The sequence below is a fragment of the Streptomyces sp. NPDC047315 genome, from assembly GCF_040643215.1.
Classification (GTDB): Bacteria; Actinomycetota; Actinomycetes; order Streptomycetales; family Streptomycetaceae; genus Streptomyces.
In genome coordinates this window covers 261,803-279,528 of the sequence record NZ_JBEYTZ010000008.1, presented here as the reverse complement: position 1 = coordinate 279,528, position 17,726 = coordinate 261,803, and the positions used below count along the sequence as shown (strand labels likewise).

At 73.1% G+C, this 17,726-nt stretch carries 17 protein-coding genes; 6 read left to right on the top strand and 11 right to left on the bottom strand.

The features are described 5' to 3' along the window. Positions 1-60: 60 nt before the first annotated feature. Entirely contained in the window at positions 61-789 is a 729-nt protein-coding gene (locus tag ABZ842_RS12020; protein WP_361535837.1) for a L,D-transpeptidase family protein, read from the top strand. A 36-nt stretch (positions 790-825) separates the two neighbouring features. Here ABZ842_RS12020 and ABZ842_RS12015 read toward each other — a convergent pair whose 3' ends face one another. The 5 genes from ABZ842_RS12015 to argC all read right to left on the bottom strand — a co-directional run bounded on the left by ABZ842_RS12015 (position 826) and on the right by argC (position 5,850). Continuing rightward, positions 826-1,419, bottom strand: coding sequence for an arginine repressor (locus ABZ842_RS12015; RefSeq protein ID WP_361535834.1), 594 nt, complete (start codon positions 1,417-1,419; stop codon positions 826-828). Positions 1,420-1,426: 7 nt separating this feature from the next. Then, entirely contained in the window at positions 1,427-2,614 is a 1,188-nt protein-coding gene (locus ABZ842_RS12010; RefSeq protein WP_361535831.1) for an acetylornithine transaminase, read from the bottom strand. Next, a complete protein-coding gene (gene argB, locus ABZ842_RS12005; RefSeq protein WP_361535828.1) occupies positions 2,611-3,567 on the bottom strand; it encodes an acetylglutamate kinase in 957 nt (318 codons plus the stop codon). The genes ABZ842_RS12010 and argB overlap by 4 nt, the downstream gene beginning before the upstream one ends. Then, positions 3,564-4,718 (bottom strand): bifunctional glutamate N-acetyltransferase/amino-acid acetyltransferase ArgJ, encoded by a 1,155-nt coding sequence (gene argJ, locus ABZ842_RS12000; protein ID WP_361535825.1) that lies wholly within the window; start codon positions 4,716-4,718, stop codon positions 3,564-3,566. The genes argB and argJ overlap by 4 nt, the downstream gene beginning before the upstream one ends. Before the next feature lie 91 nt (positions 4,719-4,809). Then, the gene (gene argC, locus ABZ842_RS11995; RefSeq protein ID WP_361535822.1) at positions 4,810-5,850 is read right to left on the bottom strand and encodes an N-acetyl-gamma-glutamyl-phosphate reductase; all 1,041 of its coding nucleotides are present in this window, start codon (positions 5,848-5,850) and stop codon (positions 4,810-4,812) included. A 407-nt stretch (positions 5,851-6,257) separates the two neighbouring features. Between argC and ABZ842_RS11990 the strand changes: the two genes are divergently transcribed. Further along, entirely contained in the window at positions 6,258-6,860 is a 603-nt protein-coding gene (locus tag ABZ842_RS11990) for a beta-glucanase (protein ID WP_361535819.1), read from the top strand. A gap of 39 nt (positions 6,861-6,899) precedes the next feature. Here the strand turns inward: ABZ842_RS11990 and ABZ842_RS11985 are convergent, their stop codons facing one another. Together ABZ842_RS11985 and ABZ842_RS11980 are read right to left on the bottom strand one after the other, a co-directional pair. Then, positions 6,900-8,510 carry a N,N-dimethylformamidase beta subunit family domain-containing protein gene (locus ABZ842_RS11985; protein ID WP_361535816.1) on the bottom strand — a complete coding sequence of 537 codons (1,611 nt, stop codon included), beginning with the start codon at positions 8,508-8,510 and terminating at the stop codon, positions 6,900-6,902. Further along, positions 8,500-9,780: an MFS transporter gene (locus ABZ842_RS11980; protein ID WP_361535813.1), complete on the bottom strand. Its 1,281-nt coding sequence runs from the start codon at positions 9,778-9,780 to the stop codon at positions 8,500-8,502. Before ABZ842_RS11980 ends, ABZ842_RS11985 begins: the two co-directional genes overlap by 11 nt. Before the next feature lie 66 nt (positions 9,781-9,846). On the opposite strand from ABZ842_RS11980, the gene ABZ842_RS11975 reads away from it, so the two are divergent. After that, positions 9,847-10,413 (top strand): CGNR zinc finger domain-containing protein, encoded by a 567-nt coding sequence (locus ABZ842_RS11975; protein WP_361535810.1) that lies wholly within the window; start codon positions 9,847-9,849, stop codon positions 10,411-10,413. 45 nt (positions 10,414-10,458) lie between these two features. Here the strand turns inward: ABZ842_RS11975 and ABZ842_RS11970 are convergent, their stop codons facing one another. After that, complete coding sequence (locus tag ABZ842_RS11970) at positions 10,459-11,895, bottom strand: PLP-dependent aminotransferase family protein (protein ID WP_361535807.1); 1,437 nt, start codon at positions 11,893-11,895, stop codon at positions 10,459-10,461. Here ABZ842_RS11970 and ABZ842_RS11965 point away from each other — a divergent pair. Then, complete coding sequence (locus ABZ842_RS11965; protein WP_361535804.1) at positions 11,894-12,838, top strand: DMT family transporter; 945 nt, start codon at positions 11,894-11,896, stop codon at positions 12,836-12,838. The genes ABZ842_RS11970 and ABZ842_RS11965 overlap by 2 nt on opposite strands. A 94-nt stretch (positions 12,839-12,932) precedes the next feature. Then, positions 12,933-13,130: a DUF1918 domain-containing protein gene (locus ABZ842_RS11960; protein WP_361535801.1), complete on the top strand. Its 198-nt coding sequence runs from the start codon at positions 12,933-12,935 to the stop codon at positions 13,128-13,130. Between the two features lie 62 nt (positions 13,131-13,192). Here ABZ842_RS11960 and ABZ842_RS11955 read toward each other — a convergent pair whose 3' ends face one another. Continuing rightward, positions 13,193-14,446: a family 10 glycosylhydrolase gene (locus tag ABZ842_RS11955; RefSeq protein WP_361535798.1), complete on the bottom strand. Its 1,254-nt coding sequence runs from the start codon at positions 14,444-14,446 to the stop codon at positions 13,193-13,195. A 179-nt stretch (positions 14,447-14,625) separates the two neighbouring features. Here ABZ842_RS11955 and ABZ842_RS11950 point away from each other — a divergent pair, with 179 nt between their 5' ends. After that, the gene (locus ABZ842_RS11950) at positions 14,626-15,486 is read left to right on the top strand and encodes a 3-hydroxybutyryl-CoA dehydrogenase (protein WP_361535795.1); all 861 of its coding nucleotides are present in this window, start codon (positions 14,626-14,628) and stop codon (positions 15,484-15,486) included. Positions 15,487-15,600: 114 nt separating this feature from the next. On the opposite strand, the gene ABZ842_RS11945 is transcribed toward ABZ842_RS11950, so the two are convergent. Then, on the bottom strand, positions 15,601-16,131 hold the full coding sequence (locus tag ABZ842_RS11945; RefSeq protein ID WP_361535792.1) for an NUDIX hydrolase: 531 nt from the start codon (positions 16,129-16,131) through the stop codon (positions 15,601-15,603). Between the two features lie 179 nt (positions 16,132-16,310). Beyond that, positions 16,311-17,663, bottom strand: coding sequence for a transcriptional regulator (locus tag ABZ842_RS11940; RefSeq protein ID WP_361535789.1), 1,353 nt, complete (start codon positions 17,661-17,663; stop codon positions 16,311-16,313). Positions 17,664-17,726 lie beyond the last annotated feature (63 nt).

Here is a 17,726-nt window from a genome sequence, read left to right as displayed (position 1 = left end):
CGAGCGCGTACGGAGCACTTCAGGGGGCGCGCGGGACGCCGCGTGCATACGGTCGCAGTCATGCGCCACCGTCTCGCCCCGGGCTCCGTCCTGGGCACCGTCCTGCTGCTGCTCGCCGCCGGGACCGTCGCCGTCGCACCGCGGCCCGCGCCCCCGGGGCCGCCGCTGCCCCATCGGATGGCGGACACGGGTGGCGGCAGCCAGCTGATCACCGCCCGGGCCCCCGAGGTCGGCGCCACCACGGGGCGGGTCGTCTGGTGGGAGCGGGGCTGGCGCGGCCGGTGGCGGGAGGTGGGATCGGCGCCGGCCCGCTTCGGGGCGAACGGTCTGGCCGAGGGTGCGACCCGGGTCCAGGGGACGTCCACCACGCCGACGGGGCTGTACGCGCTGCCGTACGCCTTCGGCATCGCACCCGCGCCCGCGGGCACCCGCTATGCGTACCGCTCGGTGACCGATCGGTCCTGGTGGTGTCAGGACAACGAGTCCCGTGCCTACAACCGCTGGGTGGAGGGCCTGCCGGCGGACTGTCGGGCTGCCGAGTCGGAACACCTCGTCGACTACGGCGCCCAGTACGCCCGGGCGCTGGTCATCGGCTTCAACTACGACCGGCCGGTGCGCGGCCGGGGCGCCGGGATCTTTCTGCACGTGAACGGTGCGGGGGCGACGGCCGGGTGCGTGTCCGTGCCGGCCGAGGCGATGGCCCGGATCCTGGCGTGGGTGGATCCGGGGCGGCGTCCGCACATCGCGATCGGGACGGAGTCGGGCCCCACGGCCCTCACGCGGTACTGAGGGTCCGGCACCCGTGGGGGCCGTGGGGTGACGCGGTCAGCGGGCCCGCTGGGCGAGCCGCAGCAGGTGGTCGGCGAGCGCCTGACCGCCTTGGGGGTCCCGGCTGATCAGCAGCAGGGTGTCGTCTCCGGCGATCGTGCCGAGGATGGCGTGCAGTTCTGCTTGGTCGATGGCCGAGGCGAGGAACTGGGCGGCGCCGGGCGGGGTCCGCAGGACGACCAGGTTCGCCGAGGCTTCGGCGGAGATCAGCAGCTCGCCGGAGAGTCTGCGCATGCGCTCCTCCTTGGCGGACTCTCCGAGCGGGGCCTGCGGCGTGCGGAAGCCGCCTTCGCTGGGCACGGCGTAGATCAGCTCGCCACCGGTGTTGCGGATCTTGACGGCGCCCAACTCGTCGAGGTCCCGGGAGAGCGTCGCCTGGGTGACGCTCAGTCCGCTGTCCGCGAGCAGCTTGGCGAGCTGGCTCTGGGAGCGCACGGGCTGCCGGTTGAGGATGTCCACGATCCGGCGGTGGCGGGCCATTCGGGTGTGCGGAACTGCGGGACCGCCCGCGTCGGCCGCCTGCCCGGCCGCCACGGTGGCCGCCTCTTCGTCGCGCGCCTGCTGTGCCGCTGTTTCTCGCGCCTCGGTCATCGTCGTCTCATTCCCCGTTCCGTCCTTCCGCGTCGTCCAGCACGCCGGGCAGTGCCTGGAGGAACGCGTCCACGGCCTCCTCACCGATCGTCAGGGGCGGCATCAGCCGTACGACATCGGGGGCGGGGACGTTGACCAGGAACCCGGCGCTCTGGGCCGCCTTCTGCACCTGGGGCGCGAGCGGCTTCCTGAGCACGATACCCAGCAGCAGTCCGGCACCGCGGACATGGGAGACCAGCGGGTGGCCGAGGGACTCGACGCCGTCGCGGATCTTCTCCCCGAGCCGCTTGACCTCGTCGAGGATCCCTTCGGCGGCGATGGTGTCCAGGACGGCGAGTCCGGCGGCGCAGGCGACCGGGTTCCCGCCGAAGGTGGTGCCGTGCTGACCGGGCTTCAGCAGGTCCGCCGCGGGGCCGAAGGCGAGCGTCGCGCCGAGGGGCAGTCCGCCGCCGAGGGCCTTGGCGAGGGTGACGACGTCGGCTTCGACTCCTTCGGCCTGTGCGGCGAACCAGTGGCCGGTCCGTCCGATGCCGGTCTGGACCTCGTCGAGGACGAGGAGGGTGCCGGTGGCCCGGGTGATCTCCCGTGCCGCGGTCAGATATCCCTTGGGCGGGGTGACCACGCCGTTCTCGCCCTGGATGGGCTCGATGATGACGAAGGCGGTCTCTTCGCTGACCGCGGCGCGCAGGGCTTCGACGTCCCCGTACGGCACGTGGGTGACGTCGCCGGGCAGCGGCAGGAACGGCTCCTGCTTGCCGGGCTGTCCGGTGAGGGCGAGGGCGCCCATGGTCCGCCCGTGGAAGCCGCCCTGGGTGGCGACCATGTGTCGACGGCCCGTCAGCCGGCCGATCTTGAAGGCCGCTTCGTTGGCCTCGGCGCCGGAGTTGCAGAAGAAGACGCGGCCGGGGCGGCCGGCGAGCTGGACGAGCCGTTCGGCCAGGGCGATGGCGGGCTCGGCGACGAAGAGGTTGGAGACGTGACCGAGGGAGGAGATCTGGCGGGTGACGGCTTCGACGACCGCTGGGTGGGCGTGGCCCAGGGCGTTCACCGCGATGCCGCCGACGAAGTCGGTGTACGTGGTGCCGTCGGCGTCCCGGAGGGTGGCGCCCGCGCCTTCGGTGAGGGCGATGGCGGGGGTGCCGTAGTTGTCGGTCATGACGTCCTGCCAGCGCTGGACGTGTTCCTGGTTCGTCACTGTCCCCCCTTGGCGCCGGCCGGCGCATGTCCGTCGGCCACGACCATCGTGCCGATTCCCGAGTCGGTGAAGATCTCCAGCAGGATGGAGTGCGGTACCCGGCCGTCGATGACGCGCGCGGTGGTGACGCCGTGACGCACGGCGTGAAGGCAGCCCTCCATCTTGGGGACCATGCCGCTGGAGAGCTCGGGAAGCAACTTCTCCAGCTCGGTCGCGGTGAGCTTGCTGATCACTTCGTCGCTGTGCGGCCAGTCCTCGTACAGTCCCTCGACGTCGGTGAGGACCATCAGCGTCTCCGCGCCCAGGCCCGCAGCGAGTGCCGCAGCCGCCGTATCAGCATTGACGTTGTAGACATGTCCGTCGTCCTCCGCACGGGCGATCGAGGAGACGACGGGGATCCGGCCGTCCTCCAGGAGTGCGGTGATGACCCCGGTGTCGATCGCGCTGATCTCTCCGACGCGGCCGATGTCGACGGCCTGTCCGTCGATCGTGGGCCGGTGCTTGGTGGCGGTTATGGTGTGGCCGTCCTCGCCGGTGATGCCGACGGCGAGCGGGCCGTGTTCATTGAGGAGGCCGACGAGTTCGCGCTGTACCTGGCCGGCCAGCACCATGCGGACGACGTCCATCGCCTCGGGCGAGGTGACGCGCAGGCCGGCCTTGAACTCGCTCTCCAGGCCGTGTCGGTCGAGCTGGGCGGTGATCTGCGGGCCGCCGCCGTGGACCACGACGGGCCGGAGGCCGGCGTGCCGCAGGAAGACGACGTCCTGGGCGAAGGCGGCCTTGAGGTCCTCGTCGACCATGGCGTTGCCGCCGAACTTGATCACGACGGTCTTGCCGTAGTGGCGGGTCAGCCAGGGCAGGGCCTCGATGAGGATCTGCGCCTTGGGCAGCGCGGTGTGCTTCCGGGTGCTCGTGGCGCCGGAGCTGCGGGGCGGGTTCTTGTGGTCGCTCATGAGCTGTAGGCGCTGTTCTCGTGGACGTAGTCGGCGGTGAGGTCATTGGCCCAGATGACCGCGGACTCGGTGCCGGCGGCGAGGTCGGCGGTGATCGCGACCTCGCGGAAGCGCATGTCGACGAGGTCGCGGTCCTCGCCGACGGAGCCGTTCTTGCAGACCCAGATGCCGTTGATGGCGACGTTGAGCTGGTCGGGCTCGAAGGTGGCGCCGGTGGTGCCGATGGCGGAGAGCACCCGGCCCCAGTTCGGGTCCTCGCCGTGGATGGCGCACTTCAGGAGGTTGTTACGGGCGATGGAGCGGCCGACTTCCACGGCGTCGTCCTCGGTGGCGGCGCCGACGACCTCGATGCGGATGTCCTTGGAGGCGCCTTCGGCGTCGCCGATGAGCTGGCGGGCGAGGTCGTCGCAGACGGCCCGGACGCCGGCGGCGAAGTCGTCGTAACCGGGGGCGGTGCCGGCGGCGCCGGAGGCCAGCAGCAGCACGGTGTCGTTGGTGGACATGCAGCCGTCGGAGTCGATCCGGTCGAAGGTGACGCGGGTGGCGTCGCGCAGGGCGCGGTCCAGGGTGGCGGAGTCCACGTCGGCGTCGGTGGTGAGGACGACGAGCATGGTGGCGAGGCCCGGGGCGAGCATGCCGGCGCCCTTGGCCATCCCGCCGACGGTCCAGCCCTCGCCCTGGTGCACCGAGGTCTTATGGACGGTGTCGGTGGTCTTGATGGCGATGGCCGCCTTCTCACCGCCGTGTTCGCTGAGCTGGGCCACGGCCGCGTCGACGCCGGGGAGCAGCTTGTCCATCGGCAGCAGGGTGCCGATGAGCCCGGTGGAGGCGACGGCGATCTCGCCGGAGTTGTGTCCGTCGAGGGCTTCGGCGACCTTCTCGGCGGTGGCGTGGGTGTCCTGGAAGCCCTTGGGGCCGGTGCAGGCGTTGGCTCCGCCGGAGTTGAGCACGACGGCGGTGACCTGGCCGCTCTTGAGCACCTGCTCGGACCACAGGACGGGGGCGGCCTTGACGCGGTTCGAGGTGAAGACGCCCGCGGCGGAGCGGCGGGGCCCGTTGTTGACCACGAGGGCCAGGTCCGGGGCGCCGCTCTCCTTGATTCCGGCCGCGATGCCCGCGGCGGTGAATCCTTGCGCTGCGGTGACGCTCACTGGGTCTCCTTTGTCGCGGTGGTGGTCTCTGGGGTGGTCCCGACGGTGGCCGCCGTGGTCCGAGTGGCTGGGGAGCCGGGTGCGCGGACGGTCACGGGGCCACGCCGATCGTGGACAGCCCGGTCTCCTCGGGGAGTCCGAGGGCGATGTTCATGCTCTGCACCGCGGCGCCCGCGGTGCCCTTGGTGAGGTTGTCGATCGCGCTGATGGCGATGATTCGGTCGGCGGCGGCGTCGTGGGCGACCTGGATGTGGACGGCGTTCGATCCGTGGACGGAGGCGGTCGCCGGCCACTGCCCTTCCGGCAGGAGGTGGACGAACGGCTCGTCGGCCAGGGCCTTTTCATACGCGGCGCGGACGGACTGGGCCGTGGTGCCCGGCTTGGCCTTGGCCGAGCAGGTGGCGAGGATCCCGCGGGGCATGGGGGCGAGCGTCGGCGTGAAGGAGACCGTGACCGGCTCCCCCGCGACCGCGCTGAGGTTCTGGACCATCTCGGGGGTGTGCCGGTGGGCGCCGCCGACCCCGTACGGACTCATGGAGCCCATGACCTCGGACCCCAGCAGATGGGGCTTGGGCGCCTTGCCCGCTCCGGAGGTGCCGGAGGCCGCGGTGATCACGGCCTCGGGCTCGGCGAGCCCCGCTGCGTACGCCGGGAAGAGCGCCAGGGACACAGCGGTCGGATAGCAGCCGGGCACCGCGATCCGCCGGGCACCGGTGAGCGCGCTCCGCCCGCCAGGCAGCTCCGGCAGCCCGTACGGCCAGGTGCCGGCGTGCGGCGAACCGTAGAACTTCTCCCATGCGGCGGCCGACTCCAGCCGGAAGTCCGCGCCCATGTCGATGACCAGGGCCGCCTCGCCGAGCTGCTCGGCGACCGCAGCGGACTGGCCGTGCGGCAGCGCGAGGAACACGACGTCGTGCCCGGCGAGCACCTCGCTCGTCGTCGGCTGGAGCACCCGGTCGGCGAGCGGCAGCAGATGGGGCTGGAGACCGCCCAGCGCCTGCCCCGCATTCGCATGGCCGGTGAGCGCGCCTATCGCGACGCCCGGATGCACGAGCAGCAGCCGCAGGAGCTCCCCGCCCGCATAGCCACTGGCGCCAGCCACTGCCGCCCGCACCACTGTCGAACCCGCCATTGAACCCTCCTCAACCATGGCATGACTATACGCAGCACCGCAGTGTTATGCAATCACTCGAACGGCCGAAGCCGGTGACAGGCGACCGCTGGCGGCCGGCGGCCGACGCGCACGCCCCGGGGTTCGTTGCCTTGTGTCATCAATTCGTGTCATGCAGTGAAGATTCCGGCATGAGCGGTCCTGGCACGGGCAGAACCCGGTGCGAGAGCGCCCGTGTTGGGAGGTGGGACGTGTTGACGGGACTCCTGGACGGACTCAGAAGGCTCACAGGGTTCAGAGGGCTGAGTGGACTGAGAAGGCTCAGAGGACGCAGTCGGCGACGGGGCGAGTCGGGCGGGAGGGGCGGAGCGGGACCGGGCGGCGGGGAGCCGGTCTTCACCGCGGACTTCGCTTCGAGCACGCAGTGGGTGGCCGGGCGCTCCTGGGCGTACCCCGGCGGCGGGCCGGTCAATCCGGGGGACAACAAGCTGGACCACTTGGTGGCCGATCCCGCCTACAGCCGCGGCGGGGTCTTCCGGGCCACCTTGCGGCCGGACGGCCTGTGGGACGCGGGTCTGCTCACCACGGAGGGCAGTGACGAGGGGTTCGTGCTGCGCGCCGGCGACGTGCTGGAGGCCCGGGTGCGCCTGCCGACGGAGACGGGAGCGTGGCCGGCGATCTGGACGTGGGCGGACGGGGGTCAGGAGGTCGACGTCTTCGAGTACCACCCCGACAATCCGGATCTGTTGGAGCTGTCGAACCGGGTGCGCGGCGGCCAGCGCTACCACCGGGATCCGGCGGTGGCTCCCGGCGCCTGGGTGGACCTGACGGTCGAGTTGGGGGCGCGGTCGGTCGTGTGGTGGGTCAACGGACAGCGGGTGTACGACGACCACCGGGGCGTGGGGCGGCGCTGGCAGGCGTATGTGATCGTGAATCTCTCGGTGTGCGCCGGGCGTTACCATCCGGCGCCTGACCCGGGGGTCTCGGAGATGTCGTACGAGGTGTCCCGGCTGGTGGTGCGCCGGCCGTAGCCCCGGGCCGCCCGACACGGACGTGACGGGGGCGTCGGCTCAGGTCGCGTACACCGCGGCGACGTTGTCCCGGGGCCGCGGGCGGACGGTGGCGGCCGGGCCCTCGGCGAAGGCGCGCAGCAGGTTCTCGGTGGTGCGGGTGACGAAGGCGCCGGTGCGGGCGTCCAAGCCGTGGTTGCGGCCGTTCTCCCCCGTCCCGGCCATCAGCCCTTCGACCCATCGCATCGTCCCGCTGGCGAAGACGCCGGCGCCGCTCGCCGCTGTGTAGTAGGCCGAGTCCGCGTGGCTGTCGCGCCCGTTGCAGACGAGGGGCGAGTGGCTGATGATCTCCAGCGGTCGCGGGGTGGGCATGCCGGGGGTGACGCGGTCGTACTCCACGCCGACGAGGTGGTCGAAACGGTCGCCCGCGCGTACCCCGGTCCCTTGGAAGAGCCAGTGGTCGGGGGCGTGGACGACGTAGGGGGCGTCGGTGGGGTAGCCCTCGTAGAGGACTCCGGTGAGCGGGGACTCGGGGTCGGCCGCGGGCGGTTGGCGGAAGTCGTTCGTCGGCAGCGTCGGGTGGGACGCGAGGTACGGATCGTCCTGGTACGCGGACTTGTAGCAGACCACGGTGCGGGCGCCGCCCGGGGCGCCGTCCTCCAACCTGATTCTGCGGTAGCAGGTGTTGGCCCCGAGGAAGGCGAGGTTTGCGCCGGCGTCGCGGGCCGCCGCGACGTTCGCCCGCTGCTGCGGCGTCCAGTACTCGTCGTGGCCGAGGGAGAGCACCGCCGTGGCGCCGCGCAGCGCGGCCGGGTCGGCGTGCACGTCGGCGCCGGTGGTGTACGCGAGGGGGATGCCGAGCCGTTCGGCCAGGACGACGAGGGCCCGTTCGTAGACGAGGAACTTCTCCGCTCCGTCGAGGGTGTAGGGCCGGTCGAAGGTGACGGCGAGGGAGCGGGAGGCGTACGCGCCGTCCTCGCCCCGGTAGAGGTCGTAGCCGCCCCAGGTGTTGTACGCCTGCCAGGTGGCGACGGCGTGCATGACGACGGTGCGCCCTCGGGCGCTCGGGGAGCGGACGACCAGGGGGACGTAGCGCTGGTGGCCGCCGTCGGCGTCCAGCCGCAGCAGGTACGCGCCGGGCGGCCAGCCTTCGGTGGCCACCTCCGTGGTGCGTTCCCAGTCCGCGCGTACGGTGCGGGTGGCGTCGATCAGACGGCCCGGGGGCTGGCGGCGGCCGGGCGTCGGCGGCGAGCGCCACACCAGTCGGGCGCCGGCCCCCGCGTACCAGCCGATGCGGTACGCGGAGACGGTGAAGCCGGGTGCGGTGGTGGACACGTGCAGGCCGAACTTCTCCCCCGGCAGGACGCTGACCCGGTCGGGGTAGCCCTCGACGGCGTCGGGCGGACCGGTGGAGCGCAGCCGCCAGTCGGCGTTACCGGGCAGGCGGCGTTCTGCGGCTTCGGCGGCTGCCGTGCTGCTCGCCGATGCGGTCGCGGTAGCGGTCTCGGTCGGGCCGTCGCCCGGGGTGTCGCAGGCGGCGGTCGCGGCGGCGAGGCCGGCGGCTCCGGCGGCTCCCAGGAAGCGCCGGCGGTCGAGCCCGGTCCGCTCTGGCGCGGCGCCGCTTCGTGCGGCGCCGCTTCCCGCGGTGCCGCTTCGTGCGTCAGCGTTCACCGGCCACTCCCGTATGCCCGTCCTCCCCCGCCTCCGTTGTCACCTGCGCGTCGATCCTCCGTGAAGGAGCGTCGTCGGACGACCGGTGGGAGCCGAACGGGTCGGGGCGGCGCCAGGCGGCGTGGCAGAGGAGGGCGAGCAGTTGGACGGCCGCGGCGGTCAGCAGGGCGAGGGGCAGGGACCGGGTGGCGAGGGGGCCGGCCGCGGCGGCGCCGACGGCGAAGCCGCTGAGCTTCATGCTCGCGCCGGTGGTGAAGATCTGGCCGCGCAGGCGCTGCGGCGCCTCCCGGTGGCGGATCGCGAACACCGCGGTGAGCTGCGGTCCTTCGGCGACGCCGAGGAGCACGGCGGCGGCGACGACCGCGACGGGGTGGACCGTGGCGGCGAGTGCGAGGGCGACGGCGAGGACGGCCGTGCTCCAGCCGACGACCGCGTCCGGGGCCAGGGGGGCGGGGCGTCGGGCGAGCAGGGCGTTGGTGACGAGCGCGGCCAGGGCGACGGCGGAGAGCAGGACCGTGCCCTGGTTGGTGCCGCCGAGTGCCTGGTGCCCCAGGAGCGGTGCGCAGGCGATGAGCATGCCCTGTCCCGTGCAGGAGACGACGGAGGTCGCGGTCGCGCGGGCGAGCGGGCGGCTGCGGGCGATCGCGCGGAATCCGGCCGCCAGGTCCGCGCGGATGGGCCGGGTTCCGGCGTCGGGGGCGGCCCGGCCGGTCCGCGGCGGCAGCGCCAGTGCGACGGGCAGGGCGAGCGCGACCAGCGCGGCCGAGACCACGACGGCGGCGTCGGCGCCCGCAAGGTGCGCTGTGAGGCCGGCGAGTGCGGGGCCGATGAGTCCGGCCGCGTTGAAGGTCATCGCGTCGTACGCGTTGGCCCGGGGCAGGGTCCGCGGGGTGACGACGCGGGGCAGTTGGGAGGTCCAGCCGCCGGCGAGGGCGGGTCCGAGGAGTCCGGCGAGTACCGCGACGGCGAGGGTGAGTGCGAGGGGGACGCGACCGAGGAGGCCGAGGACGGCGACGAGCGCCGCGGCGTAGCCGGCGAGCGCGGCCGACAGCAGGCGGCCGGGGCGGGCGGTGCGGTCGAGGAGGGCTCCGATGAAGGGGCCGCCGACGGCGGCGGCGATGGTGACGCCCGCGAGGAGCGCGGACGCGGCGGCGGCCGAGCCGGTGGCGGCGAGGCCGGCGAGCAGCAGGGCGGGGCCGGACATCTCGTCACCGGTGCGGGCCGCCGCCGCTCCGATCGTGTAGCCCGCCAGTCCGTAACGCTTCAGCATGCCCAGCACGTTACGGAGGTAACTCAATCCTTCGCTAGTTGCGTTACATGAGGTACGTTCGGGCCCATGGTCACCACGAGCGGAACCTGGTCGGCGCGGCACTCGGTGCAGGCGATGGCGGAGCGTACCGCTGCCCTGATCAATGCCCTGAGCTGCGACGATCCCAGGCCGGCTGCAGTCGCGGCGGTGTTGCGGGCACACGGCGAGACGAACGACGCGACGGACACGGGGCGGCTGGTGGAGCGGGACGTGGTGGAGATGCGCGCCGCCGCGGAGCAGCTCCGCACGGTGTTCGAGGCCCGGGACGTGGACGCCGCGGCCGAGTGCTTGAACGCCCTGCTGCCGCGGAGCACCGGGGTGCTGCGGCTGACCTCCCACCGCGGCGCATCGCCCTGGCACCCCCATCTGGACGGCGATGACGAGGCGCCGTGGGGCGAGTGGCTGTTGGCGTCGTCGTGTCTGGCGCTGACGGTGCTGCTGTGGGACCGGCAGCGTCCGCCGGGTGCCGTCTGCGCCTCGTCGAGCTGCGCGAACGTCTTCCTCACGGCGGGCAGCGGGCCGGAGCGCCGCTACTGCTCGCGGCGGTGCGCGACCCGGGAGCGGGTGGCGGCGCACCGGCGCGCCCACGGCTGAGCCGCGTCGCGCAGCCGCCATCCGCCAGCCGCCATCTGTCAGCCGTCAGCCGCGGACCTCGTCGTACGCGGTCCGCAGCCGGCGAACCCCTTCGGCGATCTCGGCGGGGCCGGCCACCCCGGCGAAGCTCAGGCGCAGACGGCCCGCCGGCGGTTCGGCGCCGAAGTACGGCCGGCCGCCCGCGACCGCGACGCCGGCACGCAGGGCGGCGGTCTGGAGGGCTGCCTCGTCGACGCCTTCGGGCAGCCGCAGCCAGAGGTGGAAGCCGCCGGGCGGGACGTACGGGAGGGAGAGCTCCGGCAGGGCGGTGCCGAGCGCTCCGGTGAGCGCGGAGCGGCGCGCCGTCAACTCCGTGGCGAGGGAGCGCAGGTGACGGTGCCAGGCGGGCGAGCCGACGAGCTCCAGGGCGGCTTCCTGGAGCGGGCGGGCGACGAAGAAGCTGTCGACGACGTGGATGGCGCGCAGCCGTTCCAGGACCGGTCCACGGGCCGCGAGCACGCCCACCCGCAGGCTGGGCGAGCACGCCTTGGTCAGGGAGCCGACGTGCACGACGACGCCGTCGTGGTCGCCGTCGGCGAGGGCGGGCGGCAGCGGCCCGGCGTCTTGGTGCACCAGCCGTCGGGCGAAGTCGTCCTCGACGACGAACGCGCCGGCGGCGCGGGCGATCCGCAGCACCTCGGGGCGGCGGGTGGCGGAGAGCACCGCGCCGGTCGGGTTCTGGAACAGGGGCTGGCAGACGAAGACGCGGGCGCCGGTGGCTTGGAAGGCGGCGGAGAGGAGTTCGGTCCGCACGCCGTCCGCGTCCACCGGGACGGGCACGGGCCGCAGTCCGGCGGCGCGGGCGATGGCGAGCAGCCCGGGGTAGGTGGGCGATTCGACGAGGACCGGGGCGCCGGGCGGGGCGAGGGCGCGCAGGGCGGTGGTGAGGGCGGCCTGTCCGCCCGCCGTGATCAGGGCGTCCGCCGCGGTGAGGGTGGCGCCGACGCCGCGGGCGAACCACTCGCGCAGCTCGGGCAGCCCCTCGGTGGGCGGGCGGCTCCACGCGCCGGGGCGGCGGCCGGCGCGGGCGAGTGCGGCGGCCATCGCCCGTTCGGGCTGGAGCGCGGGGTGCAGATAGCCCCCGTTGAACTCGACGACGCCGGTGGGGGGCGCGGCGAGGGTGGCGAGGACCCCGGAGGCGTCGACGGTACGGGGCACGAGTTCGCCGGCGACGGCGGCGCTGAGGGTGACCTCCTGCCAGGAGGTGTCGCCGGCGGGCGGTAGTTCGGGCCGCGGCTCGGCCCGGTAGGCGCCTGCGCCCGGGCGGGTGACGACCAGCCCCTCGGCGGCGAGTTGGGCGAGGGCGCGGGAGACCGTCACGGGCGAGACCCGGTAGCGCTCGACGAGCGCCCTGCTCGACGGCAGTTTTCCACCGGGAGAGTAACGGTTCAGCTCCTTCTTCAGCTTCTCCGCCAATTCGGCCACACTGCTACGCTCTTGCATGACAGCACAGGATAGCGCTACTCGCCCCACAGGGATAACGGTCACCGCCAAGGCGGAGGCGGCTCCGGCCGGCGGGCACGACGGCTCCGCCCGCGGCGGGCTACTCCTCGCCGGACTCGGCGTGGTCGCCTTCTCGCTCACCTTCCCGTCCACGGTGTGGGGGCTCGAATCCTTCGGCCCGTGGTCCCTGGTCTGTCTGCGCAGCGTGCTGGCGGCCCTGGTCGCTGGCGGCTTCCTTCTCGCGCTGCGGGTCCCGCTGCCCGAACGGCGCCACTGGGGCTCCCTCGCCGTGGTCGCGGGCGGCGTCGTCGTGGGCTTCCCGCTCCTGACGACCCTGGCGCTGCGCTCCTCGTCCACCTCGCACGCCGCGGTGGTCGTGGGGCTGCTGCCGCTGACCACCGCGGTGTTCGCGGCCGTACGCACCGGTCGTCGCCCCTCGCGCACCTTCTGGCTCGCGGCGCTCGCCGGCGCGGCCGTGGTGATCGGTTTCACCGTCGCGGAGAGCGGCGGCCGGCCGCAGGGCCCCGACCTCTACCTCTTCGCGGCCCTGTTGGTGTGCGCGGCCGGCTACACCGAGGGCGGCCGGCTGGCCCTGCGGATGCCGGGCTGGCAGGTGATCGGCTGGGCGCTGGTGCTGTGCCTGCCGCTCGCCGCCGCGGGCTCCGTGCTCGCGCTCGCGCACGAGCCGGTGCGGTGGACGGCCCAGGGGGTGACGGGGCTGGTGTGGGTGGCCCTGGTCTCCACCTTCTTCGGGCTGTACGTCTGGTACCGCGGCATGGCCGCGATCGGCATCCCCCGCGCCAGCCAGCTCCAACTGGCCCAGCCGCTGCTCACGCTCGTGTGGTCGGTGGCGCTGCTGGGCGAGGACCTGGCGCCGGCGGCGCCGCTCGCCGCCGTCGGGGTGCTGGTGTGCATCGCGGTCACCCAGCGCGCCCGCGCCTGAGCGCCCCGCGCGTCGGTCGCGAAGGTGCGCGCCGGGCCCCCGGCCGTAAACTCGAAAGCACACGGACCACCCGCCTTCCAGGAGGTCACTCCCGATGCACGCGAACGTGGGCGACAAGCTACTGGTGCACGGCAGGACCGTGGGCCACCACGACCGGACCGCCGAGGTCGTCGAGGTGCTGGGCGAGGGCGGCGCACCGCCGTACCGCGTCCGCTTCGACGACGACGGCCACGAGTGCCTGGTCTCGCCGGGCCCCGACGCCGTGGTCCGGCCGCACGAACAACCCGCCTGACCCGGCGGCCCCTCCGCCCCCGGCGGCACGGGTGACCGTGCCGCCGCAGGGGTGGTGCGCCGTCACGACGGCGGCAGCACCTTCGTCGGATAGTGGTCGGCCACCACGCGTGCCATCGCCCCGATGCGGTCGGCGCCCACCTCCTTCGCCGAGAAGAAGCAGTGGCCGCGCACCTCCGCGTACTCCTTCGCGAAGGTGAGGTGGCGGGAGAGCTCCGCCGGGTCCTGCCAGGGCGCGCCCTGCGCCGAGTCACCGGCCTTGTAGAGGGCCTCGCCGATGTAGAGCTGCACGTCGGTGCCGCGGACCAGGGAGTCCCACCAGGGCACCAGCTTCGCGTAGTCGGCGGCGGCGTAGCCGATGTTCCAGTACACCTGCGGGACGACGTAGTCGATCCAGCCCTCCTTCACCCAGCGACGGGTGTCGGCGTGCAGGTCGTCGTAGGTCTCGATGCCGGCGCGGGTGTCGGAGCCGCGGGAGTCGGTGGACGCGTTGCGCCAGACCGCGAAGGGGCTGATCCCGAAGGACGCCCCGGCCCGCACGTCCTTGATCCGCTCGGACATCTCCCGCACCAGCAGGTCGATGTTGTTGCGCCGCCAGGCCGCCTTGTCGGCGAAGCCGCCGCCGTAGCGGGCGAAGGTGGGGTCGTCGCCGAAGCTCTGCCCGGCCACGGGGTAGGGGTAGAAGTAGTCGTCGAAGTGGACGCCGTCGATCTCGTACCGGCGCACCGCGTCCACCATGGCGTCCTGCACGAAGGAGCGGACCGCCGGAATGCCCGGGTCGTAGTACAGCTTCCCGCCGTACGGCAGCACCCAGCTCGGGTTCAGCCGGGCCGGGTGGGTGGCGGCGAGCCGGGAGGGGTCGGTGTGGGTGGCGACCCGGTACGGGTTGAACCAGGCGTGCAGCTCCAGACCGCGCCGGTGGGCCTCGGTGACTGCCGTGCCCAGCGGATCCCAGCCGGGGTCCTTGCCCTGGACCCCCGTCAGGTACTGCGACCACGGCTCGTACGGGGACGGCCACAGCGCGTCCGCGGTGGGCCTGACCTGGAAGACGACCGCGTTCAGCCGACGGGCCACGGCGGTGTCGAGGTGCGCGATCAGCTCCGCGCGCTGCTTGTCGGCGCTCAGCCCCGAACGGGACGGCCAGTCGCGGTTGGTCACGGTCGCCAGCCACATCCCGCGGAAGGCGCGCGAGGCGGCGCGGCCTCTTCCCCGGGTTCCACCGGCGCCTTCGGGAGATGCGACCGCGTCCCCGCCCGTCGCCAGTCCGGCCAGCGCGCCGGCCGTCGCCATGAACCCTCTTCTGCTGATGCGCCCCATGTGCTGCCCGTGTTCCTCTCGCTCCGTCGCGCTCCGTCGCGCTCCGCATTCGAAGCCTGCCCGGCCCTGCCGGCCGTCCACACCTCGATCCGGAGTAACGTCGTGGGGTCGAGGCGGGCGCCGGAACCTTACGGGGAATCCCGCACGGAATCAGCGAAAGGCACGAGGTGACGGACTCAATGGCCGACATTGCACGCGTCGGAGTGGTGGGCTGTGGCCAGATGGGCGCAGGCATCGCGGAGGTGTGCGCCCGCAGCGGCCTGGAGGTGAAGGTCGCCGAGACGACAGGTGAGGCCCTGGAGCTGGGCCGCACCCGGCTGCACAACTCCCTCTCCAAGGCCGCCGAGCGCGGCAAGATCAGCGAGGAGGAGCGGGACGAGACGCTGGGCCGGCTGAGCTTCACCACCGACCTCGGGGAGTTCGCGGACCGCGATCTCGTGATCGAGGCAGTGGTGGAGAACGAGCAGGTCAAGACGGAGATCTTCCAGGTGCTCGACCAGGTGGTGACCCGACCGGACGCCATCCTCGCCTCCAACACCTCCTCCATCCCGCTGGTGAAGCTGGCCGTCGCGACCTCGCGCCCGGACCAGGTCATCGGCATCCACTTCTTCAACCCGGCGCCGGTGCAGAAGCTCGTGGAGCTGATTCCGGCGCTGACGACGTCCGAGGAGACCATCAAGCGCTCCGAGGCCGTGGTGCAGCAGCTCCTCGGCAAGCACGCGATCCGTGCGCAGGACCGCTCGGGCTTCGTGGTGAACGCGCTGCTCATCCCGTACCTGCTCTCCGCGATCCGGATGTTCGAGTCGGGCATCGCGAGCCGTGAGGACATCGACAACGGCATGGAGCTCGGCTGCGCCCACCCGATGGGCCCGCTGAAGCTCTCCGACCTGATCGGCCTCGACACGGTCGCGTCGGTGGCGGACTCGATGTACGCCGAGTTCAAGGAGCCGCTGTACGCCGCTCCGCCGTTGCTCCAGCGCATGGTGGACGCGGGGCGGCTCGGCCGGAAGTCGGGGGCGGGCTTCTACCCGTACGCGTGACGGAGCCCGTACCCGGCGCCCGTCCCCGGCCCGTACTCGCCTTCGTACGTCCGGTGAACGCGCGCCCAGCGAGTGCTGGGCGCGCGCGACGGCTCGGGTGTCACCCGTGGGGTCTTATCCCAGCCGCATGTGGTGCAGCATCAACAGTCCGGCCGCCATGTTGGCGGCCGGGATCTGTCCTCGGGCGATGAGGTCCGGAATCACCTTCAGCGGGACCCACTCCCGGCGCGAGGACTCGAAGTCGTCCTCCGGGTGGCCGATGTAGGTCGCGCCCTCAGCCCAGTACAGGTGGTGCCTGGCGTCGATGAGGCCGTTGGCCGGTTCGACGGTCAGCAGATGGCGGAGGGGGCCCGGCCGCCAGCCGGTCTCCTCCTCCATCTCCCGGGCCGCCGCCGTCTCGACGTCCTCGCCGTCCTCCACGACGCCGGCGGCCAACTCCCAGCCCCAGCTGTCGGTGATGAAGCGGTGGCGCCAGAGCATCAGCACCTCGTTCTCCTCGTTGACCGCGGTCGCGACCGCGACGGCCCGCAGCCGGATGAGGAAGTGGTCCAGGTGCCTGCCGTCGGGGAGGACCACGTCGGCGAGGTTCACCCGGAACCACGGGTTTTCATACACAGTGTGCTCGTTGAGGTTCGTCCACTGCACTTTTCTGCCACCTTTCGGCCAGTAGGTGGCAACATCGCAGCAGTCACGCTTTCCCCAAGGAATTGCCGGCAGTTACGGACCGGCCAGCCGCCGATGCCAGCCGAAGGGCGCCTTTCGCCGGGGAAGTCAAGGGCGTCAAGGGCGGGGCGCGGCCGTCGGAAATTCGGGTTCCGGGGACGTCACAGGGGTACGCGCAGCGCCTCGTCGATGAGGCCGGCGGCCTGCTGAGCGCTCGCGCTGCCGCTCGCGAGGAGGTGTTCGCGCACCGCCCGCAGCCGGTCCCGCAGTCGCCGCGACTCCATGCCGCGCGCCCGCTCGGCCATCTCCGCGGCCGTCGCCGCGGCCCGGTCCGCCTCGCCGTGGCACAACTCGATCTGGCAGAGCATCGCGAGCCGGTGGATCCGTCCGCGGTCGTGGGCGGGCGTGTCGGCCGCCGCGGAGGCGTTCTCCCGGGCCGCCGACAGGTCTCCCAGGCTCAACAGGGCCTCGGCCACCTGCACGTTGACGAGACCGGGCTGGACGTAGCCGGTCTCGTCGGGCTCGTCGCCGAAGTGGATGCGCTCCGCCTCCCGCTCCGCCAGCCGGATGCAGCGCAGCGCCGCGGCGTTGTCGCCGAGATGGGCGTACGCCTTGGCCTGCATCGCGTACAGGTCGGCGGCGAGCGCGGGGGTGAGCCGGCCGTCCGCCGCCCGCAGTGCGGCCTCCGCGAACGCGACCGCCTGCCGGTGCTCCGAGCGGAACAGCGACTGGTTGACCAGCAGGGCGATCACGTACGCGCCGAGCCCCCGGTCACCGCTGGCCTTCGCGAGCCGCAGCGCCTGGTGGAAGTAGCGCTGGGCGAGCCCGTGGGCGTCGGAATCGTACGCGCAGATCCCGGCGACGGCCACCAGCCCGCCGGTCGCGCGGTGCAACTGCCGCCCGAGGGCGTCGTCGTAGGAGCCCCGCAGCAGCGGGGCCGTCTCGGTGTTGAGGAAGCCGACGATCCGCGCGCGGGTGGCCACTCCGCCGGTCCTGCGGTACATCAACTCGTAGTGCGCGCGGGCCGCCCGCAGCATGGTGATGTCCGCCATCGAGACCCGGGTCCGGCCCGAGCGCGAGACGTCGGCGTCCTCCGGGGGGTTCTCCCACTCCCACACCGGCATCACGGCCGGGGTGCCGGTGACGGCGGGGGCGTCGATGACGTGCCGGCGCTGCTGCTCGTCGGAGCGCCACAGGGCGGTGGCCCGGTCGACGAAGCCGGAGAGCGGGGTGCCGGGCGCGGTGGCGTACGAGCCGTTCACTCCGAAGCCGATGTCGCCGAGGGTCAGGGCGCGTTGCAGCCGCTCGGTGAGCACTTCGCAGATCAGGTCGGGGACCTGGCCGCGCGGTCGCTGGCCCTTGAGCCAGCGGGCGACGGCGGTGTGCTCGTACCGCAGGGCGAGGCCCCTCGCCCGACCGGCTTGGTTGACCCGCACGGCGAGGCCCGCGTGGGAGATGCCCGCCTCGTCGAGCAGCGCGTCGAGCAGCGTGTTGGGCAGGGTGTTGGGCTGCATTCGGGCCCTCCGGGAGCGTGGTGCGTCCAGCGTAGTGGACGGGCGGTTCACACGGGGTGTGAA

Bases quoted from the DNA above. Each gene is read 5' to 3' on its own strand.
- ABZ842_RS12020 (WP_361535837.1), top strand. From the start codon at position 61: ATGCGCCACCGTCTCGCCCCGGGCTCCGTCCTGGGCACCGTCCTGCTG.
- ABZ842_RS12015 (WP_361535834.1), bottom strand. From the start codon at position 1,419: ATGACCGAGGCGCGAGAAACAGCGGCACAGCAGGCGCGCGACGAAGAG.
- argB (WP_361535828.1), bottom strand. From the start codon at position 3,567: ATGAGCGACCACAAGAACCCGCCCCGCAGCTCCGGCGCCACGAGCACC.
- argC (WP_361535822.1), bottom strand. From the start codon at position 5,850: ATGGCGGGTTCGACAGTGGTGCGGGCGGCAGTGGCTGGCGCCAGTGGC.
- ABZ842_RS11980 (WP_361535813.1), bottom strand. From the start codon at position 9,780: ATGCTGAAGCGTTACGGACTGGCGGGCTACACGATCGGAGCGGCGGCG.
- ABZ842_RS11975 (WP_361535810.1), top strand. From the start codon at position 9,847: ATGGTCACCACGAGCGGAACCTGGTCGGCGCGGCACTCGGTGCAGGCG.
- ABZ842_RS11965 (WP_361535804.1), top strand. From the start codon at position 11,894: ATGACAGCACAGGATAGCGCTACTCGCCCCACAGGGATAACGGTCACC.
- ABZ842_RS11970 (WP_361535807.1), bottom strand. From the start codon at position 11,895: ATGCAAGAGCGTAGCAGTGTGGCCGAATTGGCGGAGAAGCTGAAGAAG.
- ABZ842_RS11960 (WP_361535801.1), top strand. From the start codon at position 12,933: ATGCACGCGAACGTGGGCGACAAGCTACTGGTGCACGGCAGGACCGTG.
- ABZ842_RS11955 (WP_361535798.1), bottom strand. From the start codon at position 14,446: ATGGGGCGCATCAGCAGAAGAGGGTTCATGGCGACGGCCGGCGCGCTG.
- ABZ842_RS11950 (WP_361535795.1), top strand. From the start codon at position 14,626: ATGGCCGACATTGCACGCGTCGGAGTGGTGGGCTGTGGCCAGATGGGC.
- ABZ842_RS11940 (WP_361535789.1), bottom strand. From the start codon at position 17,663: ATGCAGCCCAACACCCTGCCCAACACGCTGCTCGACGCGCTGCTCGAC.